Origin of the sequence: Endozoicomonas gorgoniicola (assembly GCF_025562715.2) — a bacterium.
In the GTDB taxonomy this organism is placed as follows: domain Bacteria; phylum Pseudomonadota; class Gammaproteobacteria; order Pseudomonadales; family Endozoicomonadaceae; genus Endozoicomonas_A; species Endozoicomonas_A gorgoniicola.
Genome location: NZ_JAPFCC010000001.1, coordinates 1,036,744 through 1,048,808, shown reverse-complemented (window position 1 = coordinate 1,048,808; position 12,065 = coordinate 1,036,744). Strand labels below are relative to the sequence as shown.

Here is a 12,065-nt window from a genome sequence, read left to right as displayed (position 1 = left end):
CCCCGCCCCTGACCTGATCCTGAAAAAAGACAGGCTGCGCTAGCCTGCCAGACATCAACAAACCTGATCAGCACAATCAGAATTCCACGTCAACGGAACTAACAAACCAGCTGACTGTCTTAGAAAACGTCACAACATTTATCATGGAACGAAATACAGGACAGTCTGGAATTATGAATGGAACACCTCCCTTATCACCTGCATATACTGTCGGAATAACCGACGATCAGTTCTCAACCTTCAAACAGGAAGGCTGCTCTCTGTGCCATAAAACAGACGTCACTGAAAGCAGGCTGAAGCGATCCGTCTGCAAAGCGGACGTTACCCAAACACTGTGCAACCATCTGTTCCATAAAAGTTGTCTGATAAAACATTTCAGTAAATGTCTGGTCAGTAAATCTCTGCGTTACAGAGGATTAGAACCAACCTGTCCGACCTGCCAATACTCCAACCCGGTTTCTGAGGAAGACCGGCTTTTGCTGGAGTGTACGCTGGTTAGAAACGCCCGTTACATTCCGGGTGAGCCGGATAAAAAGCAAATGCTGGAGCAACACAAAGGTTCTCGCTGGGTTCCAGCCATTCAAAATGAATGCCTGCGAATGAGGTTTGAAACTGACTTTGATACCTGTAGCAGCGGCTTCTGGCTTGATGCAGGAGCAACCATTACTAATGAGGAACTCAGCGAACTGCTCCGCTTGTCGATCGAAGAGAATCGCCTGAGTAACGTAAAGGAATTATTCGAAATCGGAGCAACGCTTGAATCTGAGGAACTCAGCGCACTAGCTGAAAAGGCCTCCGATCAAAACCACCTGAATTTGCTCAAAATTCTGGTTAGACAGGGTGCCAACCTCTGTGCGGACACAACCAACCACCACTTTAGAGAGGCCATTAAAAGCAATGATATGGACTGGGCTGAAACGTTGAAAGACCAGAATGCCGGGTTGCCCACTGAGGAGCTGAACTCTTACTGCACAGAGGCGGCGAAAAACCAGCAAATGCCGATGGTTCGTCTGTTACTGAAGTGGGGTGCCAAACCAACCGCTGAGGACTGGAGTGGTGTTTTCAAAGAATTTGCTGATAACTATGATTCAACGGCTATCAAGTCGCTAAAGAAAATGGGTATTGAACCAGGTACTGAACACCTCTATAACGGCTTCAGAAATGCAGTCGCGACGGGGCACTTTACCCAAGCCAAAGAATGGAAATCACTTGGAGCTGATCCGGATATTGAAGAACTCAATACCCTGCTCAGAAAGGCTGCTGAGAGAAACGACCACACTATGATTTCAACCCTGGTAGAGCTTGGAGCAAAACCGGGCACCGAAGAACTCAGGGAATTGCTCAACCAGGCAGTTGCCAAAAACCACTCCAGACTAGCTTTGACACTGATAAAAAATGGCGCAGAAGCCACTAAAGAAGTGATTAATGCTTGTTTCAGCATCGCTGTAAAACAACAGGATTATTACCTTGTCAAAGACTGGAAAAATTATAAAGTAGACTTACCTCCTGCTGAGCTTAATGTTTTACTGGGCTTCATTACTGACCCGGTGTACTACAAAGAGCTCACCAAAATAGTGATGGAATCTGGCGCTCAACCAGACGCTAACACCTGCAACTCTTTTTTCAGGCAAGCCGCCAGCCGAAATGACCCTTCTGAGGCAAAAATCTGGCTCGATCACGGAGCCAGACCTGTTGCCAGAGACTTTGATACCGGAGACTTTGATGGACTCTGCCATTTTTATAATCCGGGCCGCACCATCAGCAAAAGCAAACCTGCCGAACAGGAAAAGGCTGAGGCGTGGAAGCAACTTTTCAAGACGAACGAGGCTGTGCTTAATCAAAGCTTTGCCCAGGCAGTCGAGCATAACGCCCCGCAGCTCGTAGAAACTTTTTTAACTTTAGGGTTAAAACCAGATCCAGACTGCATTAAATCCGGTTTCAGCCGTGCCGCAACAGCAGGCGACGTTCTGGCAGCCAAAAAGTGGAAAAGAGCAGGAAAGAAAGTTGATGTTAAGTTCACCAAAGAAGAACGAAACACCGGCTTCTGGGCCGCTGTTGAGAACAGGAACTTTACCTCTGCCAGACAGTGGATAAAATATATTAACGCCAGCCCACGGCCATACGAACTGAATGAACGTTTATCCCGGGCTCAGGCAGAAAACGACACAGACATGATAAAAGAACTACAACGCTTTGGCGCTCAACCTGTCACGCCGTAGCTAAGAGGAACGGAAATACCAAAAGCGACTGGAAGCATTTCAAATTCCCATAAAAAGCTCTATCCTCAGCAAATACGAGTACTCTTTCGATTCAGTGCCTGAGTACACGACAGACCTCTGGACCTCTGAACTGAGCGCCTATGCTTCCATTTTCCCCCTGCCCCGGCCTGAAAAGCCCACACCTGCAAACGATATGGACGCCACTGTTTCGCAAAACCCAGTCGCTTAAACGTCGGCGGGAGCGGTTCAAGACAGACGACGATGATTTTATTCATCTCGACTGGTACGGGCCTGAGCAGTCTGACCGTCTGACCGTTTTGCTACACGGCTTAACCGGCAGTTCCGAGTCCAAATACATCACAGGACTACAAACCCGCCTTGACCAGCAGGGTATACAATCGGTCTGTATCAATTTCAGAGGGTGCAGTGGTGAGCCTAACCTGCTGCCCCGCAGTTATCATTCGGGGGACAGTCAGGAACTCAGAGGAGTGCTGAAACATCTTAAGCAACAGCACCCGCATAAACAGCTGATAGCTGTGGGCTATTCACTGGGTGGCAATGTTCTGCTGAAATACCAGGGAGAAGAAGGCAGTAGCAGCCTGCTGTCTGCCGCAGTGGCTGTATCAGTACCCTTTCGTCTGGATCACTGCGCCCGGCAAATGAACCTGGGTGCCAGTCGTATATATCGCAATCGATTCCTCAACGATATGCACCGGAAAATGCACGACAAGCTGCTATTTTTCCGGCAGCAGGGCTGGAATGACCGGGCAAAAGAGCTGCAACAGTTCACCGCTTATGGCTACCTGAAAACCTTTGAAGCCTTTGACCACTACGTCACCGCAGCCCTGCATGGTTTCCTGAGTGGTAACGACTACTATCGCAAAGCCAGCTGCCGGTTTTATCTGGAAGGCATTGCCAGCCCGACCCTGATTATCCATTCCAGTGACGATCCTTTTATGACACCCGACAGCGTGCCAAAGCCAGAAGAGCTGTCCGACAGCACGCAACTGGAACTGACCCGACGAGGCGGCCATCTGGGATTCATAGGCGGACGTCCAAATCATCTGAACTACTGGCTGGAGCAACGTATTCCGGAATTTCTGGCAGAGCACAAACCGTCACCCTGTTGAGCTGAGACCTATGTCATCGGCACTGACTCTGTTAGTATCCGCCTATCAGGAAAAATGGTTTAGAAAACGCCCTATGAGTCGTTTATACGGGCTGGTTCTGGCTGGCGGAAAGTCGTCCAGAATGGGTCGCAACAAAGCCCTGCTGGAATGGCAGGACAAACCGCTGTTTCTGGCAATGGCTGACAAACTGGCAGCAGCCGGTGCAGACCCGGTTCTGATCAGTGGCAACAGCCAGATGGCCTCTCAGCAGTTTGGCAAAACCGTCACCGACCGGCTGCCAAACCGGGGGCCTCTTAGCGGCATTCATGCAGCACTGTTTGATATACCGGACAACGATTGTCTGTTAAACAGTCTGCTAGTGGTGCCGGTTGATATGCCGCTGCTGTCGGCAGAGTCATTGAAGTATCTGGCAGACTACAGCAGTCAGAACAAGACAGCCTGCTATTTTCAGGACTTCACACTGCCCGTTTGCCTGCCGGTGAATACACGTTTGCGGGAAACGGTCAGACAGGCTATTAACAGTCCTGACCGAAAAGATTACTCGATCCGGCGTTTGCTCAGACATCTGGATGGCAGGGCGGTTCCCCTGCCTGCTCCGGAACAGGCAACGCTGTTCAGGAACACCAACACTCCGGAAGAGTGGCAGGCCTGCCAGACCTATGTCCGGAGCCAGAGCGCTCATAAAGAGTACTCATAAAGAGTACTCATAAAGAGTGTTCATAGAGTACTAGTCACAACAGGGAGATTCCATGGCTCACAACCAAGTTTCAGAATTCATTCCACTGCATATCGCGGTTCTGACTGTTTCCGACACTCGTACCGAAGACAACGATACGTCAGGCCACCTGCTGGTCGAGCAGCTGAAGTCTGAAGGCCATATTCTGGCAGACAAGGCGATAGTAAAAGACGATATCTACAAAATCCGTGAAGTGCTGTCCCGCTGGATTGCTTCAGACAACGTTCAGGCCGTCCTGATTACCGGAGGCACCGGTTTCTCTGGCCGAGACAGTACGCCGGAAGCCGTTCTGCCACTGTTTGACAAACAAGTAGACGGCTATGGTGAGCTGTTCCGCCAACTGTCTTATGAACAGATTGGCACTTCGACCATTCAATCCAGAACCGTTGCCGGTTTTGCCAATGGCACCATTACCTTTGTTATGCCTGGCTCTAACAATGCCTGCAAAACCGCCTGGCAGGGCATTATTAAAGAGCAGCTGGACAGCAGACACCGTCCCTGTAACTTTGTTGAACAACTGAAGACCGTCACCCAATGAGCCTGACCCATACCGATGCCCGGGGCAAAGCCAGCATGGTCGATGTTGGCGATAAAGACGCAACCCGTCGTGAAGCCAGGGCCGAAGCCTATATCACCATGAAACCCCAAACTCTGGCTCTGGTGCAGGATAATGGCCTGAAAAAAGGCGATGTTCTTGCCGTTGCACGCATTGCCGGTATCCAGGCTGCCAAACAGTGCGGCACACTGATTCCGTTATGTCACCCGCTGATGCTGAATTACATTGGTATCGAGTTTGAGATTGAACCGGAACACAACCGCATTCGTATTGAAAGCTGCTGTCGTTTAAGTGGCAAGACCGGTGTCGAAATGGAAGCCCTCACCGCCGCCTCGGTAGCAGCTTTAACCATTTACGATATGTGCAAAGCCGCAGACAAAGACATGCAGATTGATGGTCTTCGTGTTCTGGAAAAAAGTGGGGGCAAAAGCGGTCACTATGTGGCTGATTAAACAGGTTGGAATAAACTAAACGATGTAAGTCCTATGATGAAAGTATTATTTTTCGCCAGCTACCGCGAGCAACTGAGCTGCAATGAGCTGGCACTCCCCCCCGAAGAGCAACCTGCTAACCTGTCGGCGCTACGGCAGCAGTTGTCTGAAAAAGGCGACGACTGGCGTGAAATTATGGAAGACAGCCGAACCCTCGTTGCATTAAATCAAACCATGACCCGCCATAATGCTGAATTAAAAGACGGTGATGAAGTCGCATTCTTCCCGCCAGTGACAGGGGGATAATCATGACTGCTGTTTATATTTCTGTCCAAAGCGAGGATTTTGACTCTGCTCAGGAGCAGGCAAGGTTGTCTGATAATGCTGCCGTGGGTGGGGTTGTCACCTTTACCGGACTGGTGCGGGACAATAACCTGGACGATCAGGTCAGTGGGTTATACCTGGAACATTATCCGGGCATGACCGAAAGCGCTTTGCAGGCCATAGCGGAAGAAGCCAGCGAGCGCTGGTCACTGTACGGCGTTAGCGTTATACACCGGATCGGCCAGCTCCACCCCACAGACCACATTGTCTTTGTCGGCACGGCCAGTGCGCATCGACAGGACGCCTTTGCCGCCTGCGATTTTATTATGGACTACCTGAAAACCCGTGCGCCTTTCTGGAAAAAGGAAACAACACCAGAAGGTGACCGGTGGATTGAAGAGCGACAGTGCGATAAGGATGCAGTACAACGATGGAAAGACTAGTACAGAGTCAAGCTTTAAAAACTGTCCTGTGCGGTCTGGCACTCCTGGTAGCACTATTGACGACACTGGTCAGCCCGATTGCTAACGCCGCCAACCTCAGACTGGCGGTGGCCGCTAATTTCAAACCCGTTATTGACAAACTGGCAAGGGAGTTCGAACAGCAGCACGATAGTAAAGTGCTGGTTTCATCGGCCTCATCCGGCACTCTCTATAACCAGATCAGCAATGGCGCACCTTTTGACCTGTTCCTCTCAGCCGATGCAGAACGCCCCGCAAGGCTGGAGCAAGATGACTTAATCGTTCCCGGCAGTCGTGAACCTTACGCCTATGGTCGTCTGGTGTTATGGAGTACGTCGGACAGCCCCGTGAGTCTGAATACTCTGGAGCAAAACAAAGAGCGACTGGCTATTGCTAATCCGACACTGGCACCCTATGGTCTTGCGGCACAGCAGGCTCTGGAAAAGATGCACCTCTGGCAAAGCTATCAGGGCAGACTGGTTCAGGGGGCTAACATTCAGCAGACGTGGCAGTTTGTAGCCAGTGGTAATGTCAGTCTGGGTCTGGTTGCAAAGTCTCAGGTTATGGATCAACCCGAAAGCCACTTGCTGGAAATCCCCAAAGATTACTACGCCCCGATCCGGCAGGAACTGGTACTGCTGAAGCAAAGCAAACAGCCTCTGGCTAAAACCTTCAGGGACTTTCTGCTCAGTGACACCAGTCAGGCCTATATTGCCAATCACGGATACCGACCCGCAAAGTAAGGAAACTGGCGACTTATGTTATCAGCAGCAGTCTGGCTGACCCTGAAACTGGCGTTAACCACCACTCTGATTTTAATGGTGACTGGCATTCCCCTGGCATGGAAGCTTTCTACTATGCGCAGTCGGCTGCGACCGGTGATTGAAGCACTGGTTGGATTGCCGCTGGTTTTACCACCAACAGTACTGGGCTTTTACCTGCTGCTGGCCTTTTCGCCCAACAACCCTCCGGGACAGCTCTGGCTGAGCATGACTGGCTCTACATTGGCGTTTAGCTTTTCCGGTCTGGTGGTCGCTTCGGTACTGTACTCCCTGCCTTTTGTCGTACAACCATTGCAGCGATCTTTTGAGCAGCTGGATCATGGACTGCTCGAAGCGGCTGCAATGCTGGGCGCCTGTCGTCTGGATCGTTTCATGACGATTGTTCTGCCCAACACCCAGCGCGCCCTGCTTCTGGCTGCCTGCATGGGTTTTGCCCATACCGTTGGTGAGTTTGGTGTGGTCTTAATGATTGGCGGCAATATTCCCGGTGAAACTCAGGTATTATCCATCGCCCTGTTTGATGCGGTGGAAACCCAGCAGTTTGAAACCGCCCACACCATCGCCGGCGGTCTGCTTGCCTTTGCCATGGCCTTACTGGTTGTGCTGTACAGTATTGATCGTCGGGGGAATCAACGTTGATGGATAACAACAGCCTGCAATTTACGCTGGACCTGCCCAGGGATCACTTTCATATCAGTCTGGATCAGAGCCTGACATTGAACGGCATCTGGGGAATCATGGGATCATCCGGGTGCGGAAAAACGTCACTGTTACGCTGTCTTGCCGGGCTGGAAACCGGCGTACAGGGCCGGATAATCTGTAACGGTCGCACATGGCTTGATTCAGAACAGGGTATTTTTTTACCTCCAGAGCAGCGGGGCATTGGGTATATTTTTCAGGAGGCGAGACTGTTTCCGCACCTGAATGTGATGGGCAACCTTCAGTTTGCCCGTAAACGGGCTAACCCGAATCAGGCGGCGCTGTCTTTTTCTCACATCATTCAGCAGATGGGTATCGGACATCTGCTGGAGCGAACGGTGGATAAACTGTCCGGCGGGGAAAAACAGCGGGTTGCCATTGCCCGCACGCTGCTTAACGCCCCTTCCCTGCTGTTAATGGACGAACCTCTGGCTTCTCTGGACTGGTCTTCCCGACTCAGCATAATGCCCTGCCTGAAACAGATTCAGCGGGAGTTCAAAATCCCCGTCGTTTTTGTCAGTCATTCTAAAGAAGAAGTGGCAAGACTGGCAGACAACCTGTTGCTGATGCACCAGGGACAGGTCATTGAAAAAGGCATCTGCCGACACTTGCTTAACCGGTTGGAGGAACAGGATAACAGCGACCAGCCTTTGTCAGCGCTGGATGCCACCGTATTGAAGCACGATCCACACTACGGGCTTACAACAATAAAGGTCGATCAACACAGGCTGTACGCAGGTCAACTGAACAGCCACCCACCAGGAACCACTGTAAGGGTGGTGGTGCCAGCCAGTGAAATCAGCCTGACTCTGGAGCCTTTAAAGGCATCCAGCATCCAGAACTGTATACCTGTCCACATTGCCAGTTTACAGGAGCAGGGGCATCATCATGTACTGCTCTCCCTGAGTCTTGGCGAGCAGGAACTGATCTGCCAGATAACGCGAAAATCCTTTGATACATTAAAACTGTCTGCTGGCAATACAGTGTTCGCCTGCTTTAAGGCATCAGGGCTGGAAGTGGTCTAAACCCCGGGAACTTTTTCAGCTTATTGCCCTCTAACAAAAACGAAAGCAGCGGAGATGACGAAGGTTTTGCATGCATGGTTTTTAGCACTTAGCTGCACTAGCTGCTGACACAGGATTAAAGGATAATCATTAAAATGGACGTTTATTATGGATGCACCAGCTGCCGGATCAGGCTCACCATTACCCGAGGTTAACCCGACCACTGAACAGAAAAAGAAAAAGAAAAAAAGAAAGCCAAAAGCAACAACCGGAAGTCAGTGTGGTCGCTCTGTCGAAACGAAAGAACCGACTCAACCCTCCTCACTCAGACCAGCAGGTTCTGCTGACTATCAGGCATTCAAGACAAAACAAAACGACGTTTTGCTGCAACATCGGAAAATCTGTAATCAGCACAAAAGCAAGGATCAAACCTTGTTGATAAAATCAATAAACCACATCAAGCAATACGTGGAAGACAACGAACTCTACACCTTCGTTTTTAGTTATGATCCTGAAACTGGATATTCTCCGGAATCAAAGATCAAGGTTGAAGCAATGGCCACCATGAAAACAATGCTTGATGATCACATAAAGCTTTTCAATAACCTTCGCACCAGTTTTTCGTCTCACTACAATCCGAGGGGTGGCTCAGGCAGGATGAGCACATCGCAATACAATAAATTCTCAGTAGATCAGCAAACAGCAAAGCTAGCATTTTGGGAACATTCCCATAATATGACAGCACTATACAGTGAATTATGCAAAAACCGCCTGAAAGCTTACTGCATGCATTTAGAAAATATGCCTGCATTTCCGTCCAGAGTGGACACATACCGCCATTATGAAACGTTCATTTCAGAAACATTAGAACTAATCAATGTGCAACACAAGCTATTGGAAGAAAAAAAAGAGCTATCCCGGAAAAAGAGTGATTTACTAAAAGAGACTAAAAAGCAGAGTGAAGAAAAAAGTACTTTAACACAAGAGTTAAAGAAAATAGACGAGGACATACGGGAATTATCAGAATCTTACAACAATGATAATAAGATGATGACAAGTTTACTAAGCCAGGCTGTTACATGTTATAGCAACACCACCAATCAACAAGCCTTAACTGAGCTAATAAGTAAAAATAGTGAAGGCTTTTCAAAGTGGATGCAACAGGTCAACCCGGAAGAATTGAGCAGTTTCCATTTAAAGCAGATCATCAACATCTGTATTGCCCTCGAAGACTTACAAACTGTTCAGAAATTATTAGACTTTTTATTATTAAAGGCTCAGGAGAATAATTTAGATACAACAGATGTATTATCGCTAATGTGCAACTGCAGGCAGACATTTCGCGCACTTTGTGAAAACAAGGAATCTAAAGAAAACCCTAAGAAGGTTTCTCAAATAAAAAATATTGCATCAACACTCAATCAAATTATTATCAATGTCATTGAACATAATGACGTTTCCGCACAAGATCAAAAGTCTTTAAATGATATTTTTGCAATAGAGTATCAACTACCTATCCATATTGTACTCTTAGAATTTGACTGCATTATGAAAACTCTTAACAATACCAGGCTCAGTTTGGTTGTTGATGAGCAAAAAGAGGCACTTAAAGCCAGGCAGAAGAATGAAAAACTAGCAAGCAACCGAAAAAAACGAGTTGAAGATGCTCAAAGAAAACAAAGACCACTTCAACAGGAGCAGGCACAAGCGATAGCAGTTCCAATGCCAGTACCAACACCTGACGCAGAACAACCACTTCCTTCGGCTATTATCGAAGCTTTGGATGCCTTTACTAATAAAAAGTCTCTTCGTGAAATATCAGATATCCTTTTTCCATTAATCAATAACCCGGCAACCAGTAAAATTCACAAAGCTCAGGCCTTGTATTGTTACGCCGATCTGGTCAGGGTGGTTTTGTCCAGACAGGTATACCAAAGCTCTGAAGACGTGTGTACAGTTTATAGATACGGCGCATTAATAAGGCAAGCCTCATCAGGATCATCTACAGACCAGTTACCAGACAGAGAGATGCTGGACAAGTTTATTAAATCGATAAAAGAACTCTCTACATCACAATCATTATTTCAATTGATTGAAAGCATGACCGAATCATTTAATCAGACAGTTGAAACCATCACCGCAGAAACAGATATTGACCCAGAATTTTTAGAGGCACTGGATCAGCTTTATACCCAAACACAGGTATTGACTTCCAATATGAATAAAATTGCTGACTGCTGCACCAATGCTCAAATTATCTATGACGAAAGGGGCAAATTGCTAAAAACCCATCTGAAAGGAGGTAAACAGGGCAGGAAGCTTGTTAACGACCGGAAAAATATTGATCAGAATATACAATGCCTTGAAAGTGTCGGCGATCAGCTGAATCAGTGCCTTAAACCTCTGAATGACAAACTGAAGTCTTCAAAACAGCTGATAGATCGCAAACGTTTGTCTTCCAGCCCTCAACAAGACTCCGCTTGTGCGTTATGAAAATCAGTCTTTACTGCTAAGTACTCGACCCTATTTGATTTCATAGGGTTGAGTACTTAATCACTGAAATTAAGCCGTTTGAGTGTGGGTAACCGAACCGTTTAACAAAGTGGAAAATAAAAAACTGCGAGAGACAATTACTGCTACTTATTTAGTTTCAGCAATGGCCTCTGCACTCTGGGTTTAATTAATGGCTGACATTACTTTTCTTTCAAGTCTGCCCAAGTCAAACACTACCTTATCAAGATCGTTCAGAATAGAATCAAACTCTTTTGCAAAAGGTTTTTCTTCAAACATTTGTTTATCTATAGTTTCTTTGGTCGTTTTCAACTGTTCAAGCGTTTGCTCTATTTCTCTTTTAAGATACATTTTTTCTATTCCACTAGCAGGTATAAAAGTACTGAAAATAGCTTTCGCAGCAGTGTAATAACAAAGACCGGCAAGAGAAAGCATCGCTACTACTCCAGCAGTAACGTTATGCTCTTTTTCATTCAGGTCACCTATGCTTGAAAAGAGCATGTTACCCAGTCCAACAAGTGCAGAAAATTTGAATCCTATCAGGCTAAGCAGCTTAGCTGCAACTTGCATACTTGAACCTATGTTTATTCTATTTAAACTGCCTAATTCCTTATTAAGACTTTCTTCAATAGATAACAGTTCTTTTTGCATTTCTTTAAGGGAACTAAAACCTAAACCTGCTGTCTGGAGCGTTTTATTCATTTCATTCACTCGCTCACTTTTTTTCTGCGCAGTTTTTCGAGCTACTTTGGTTTCATCTACCGTCATTACATCAACGGTTTTTAATGCAATGTCTCCAAATATGTAGCCAATTGGATTCATATATTTAGAACAGAGAGCTATGCTGGTGACCGCAGTATCGACTGTTAGAGCACCCCATACCGATTGTACAAAACTACTTTCCTCTTGCTGAGGGTTTTGAGCAGCGATATTCACTACAGGCGGTTGTACATTACCCAAATTCATTTTACTTCTCCTTAAGCAGTATTAATATCCATATTCATCAAGACAAAATATTTAGACTCGAAAGCAAATGGTTAGTTCACGCTTATTCATCTAACGTTGATATCTATATACCTGGATAAAAGAAATCAGACAGGCGGGCAGATAGTCGCTGAAAGCTTGTCCAGCCTGATTGATCAAGAGAAGGGAAAAATCAGCACAAGCCCTGAGCCAGCAATCATCGACTGGTTCAGGGCTGTTAAACGCTAC

Annotated in this window: 12 protein-coding genes; 11 read left to right on the top strand and 1 reads right to left on the bottom strand. The window is 47.3% G+C overall.

Going from position 1 to position 12,065, the window contains the following annotated elements; genetic code table 11:
- Positions 1-173: 173 nt before the first annotated feature.
- The 11 genes from NX722_RS04835 (at position 174) to NX722_RS04785 (ending at position 10,835) form a co-directional block, all read left to right on the top strand.
- Positions 174-2,219, top strand: a complete 2,046-nt coding sequence (locus NX722_RS04835; protein WP_262566966.1) for a hypothetical protein — start codon at positions 174-176, stop codon at positions 2,217-2,219.
- Positions 2,220-2,359: 140 nt separating this feature from the next.
- Positions 2,360-3,349 (top strand): hydrolase, encoded by a 990-nt coding sequence (locus tag NX722_RS04830; RefSeq protein ID WP_262566965.1) that lies wholly within the window; start codon positions 2,360-2,362, stop codon positions 3,347-3,349.
- A 10-nt stretch (positions 3,350-3,359) separates the two neighbouring features.
- Positions 3,360-4,046 carry a molybdenum cofactor guanylyltransferase gene (gene mobA, locus NX722_RS04825; RefSeq protein WP_262566964.1) on the top strand — a complete coding sequence of 229 codons (687 nt, stop codon included), beginning with the start codon at positions 3,360-3,362 and terminating at the stop codon, positions 4,044-4,046.
- A 52-nt stretch (positions 4,047-4,098) separates the two neighbouring features.
- On the top strand, positions 4,099-4,623 hold the full coding sequence (moaB, locus tag NX722_RS04820) for a molybdenum cofactor biosynthesis protein B (RefSeq protein WP_262566963.1): 525 nt from the start codon (positions 4,099-4,101) through the stop codon (positions 4,621-4,623).
- Entirely contained in the window at positions 4,620-5,093 is a 474-nt protein-coding gene (gene moaC / locus NX722_RS04815; RefSeq protein WP_262566962.1) for a cyclic pyranopterin monophosphate synthase MoaC, read from the top strand. The genes moaB and moaC overlap by 4 nt, the downstream gene beginning before the upstream one ends.
- Before the next feature lie 33 nt (positions 5,094-5,126).
- On the top strand, positions 5,127-5,378 hold the full coding sequence (gene moaD / locus NX722_RS04810; protein WP_262566961.1) for a molybdopterin converting factor subunit 1: 252 nt from the start codon (positions 5,127-5,129) through the stop codon (positions 5,376-5,378).
- Between the two features lie 2 nt (positions 5,379-5,380).
- Positions 5,381-5,839 (top strand): molybdopterin synthase catalytic subunit MoaE, encoded by a 459-nt coding sequence (gene moaE, locus NX722_RS04805; protein ID WP_262566960.1) that lies wholly within the window; start codon positions 5,381-5,383, stop codon positions 5,837-5,839.
- Complete coding sequence (modA, locus tag NX722_RS04800) at positions 5,827-6,600, top strand: molybdate ABC transporter substrate-binding protein (protein WP_262566959.1); 774 nt, start codon at positions 5,827-5,829, stop codon at positions 6,598-6,600. Before moaE ends, modA begins: the two co-directional genes overlap by 13 nt.
- A 15-nt stretch (positions 6,601-6,615) precedes the next feature.
- A complete protein-coding gene (gene modB / locus NX722_RS04795; protein ID WP_262566958.1) occupies positions 6,616-7,278 on the top strand; it encodes a molybdate ABC transporter permease subunit in 663 nt (220 codons plus the stop codon).
- Positions 7,278-8,363, top strand: coding sequence for a molybdenum ABC transporter ATP-binding protein (modC, locus tag NX722_RS04790; protein ID WP_262566957.1), 1,086 nt, complete (start codon positions 7,278-7,280; stop codon positions 8,361-8,363). Before modB ends, modC begins: the two co-directional genes overlap by 1 nt.
- 147 nt (positions 8,364-8,510) lie before the next feature.
- Positions 8,511-10,835: a hypothetical protein gene (locus tag NX722_RS04785; protein ID WP_262566956.1), complete on the top strand. Its 2,325-nt coding sequence runs from the start codon at positions 8,511-8,513 to the stop codon at positions 10,833-10,835.
- Between the two features lie 183 nt (positions 10,836-11,018).
- Here the strand turns inward: NX722_RS04785 and NX722_RS04780 are convergent, their stop codons facing one another.
- Positions 11,019-11,819 carry a hypothetical protein gene (locus NX722_RS04780; protein WP_262566955.1) on the bottom strand — a complete coding sequence of 267 codons (801 nt, stop codon included), beginning with the start codon at positions 11,817-11,819 and terminating at the stop codon, positions 11,019-11,021.
- Positions 11,820-12,065: the final 246 nt, after the last annotated feature.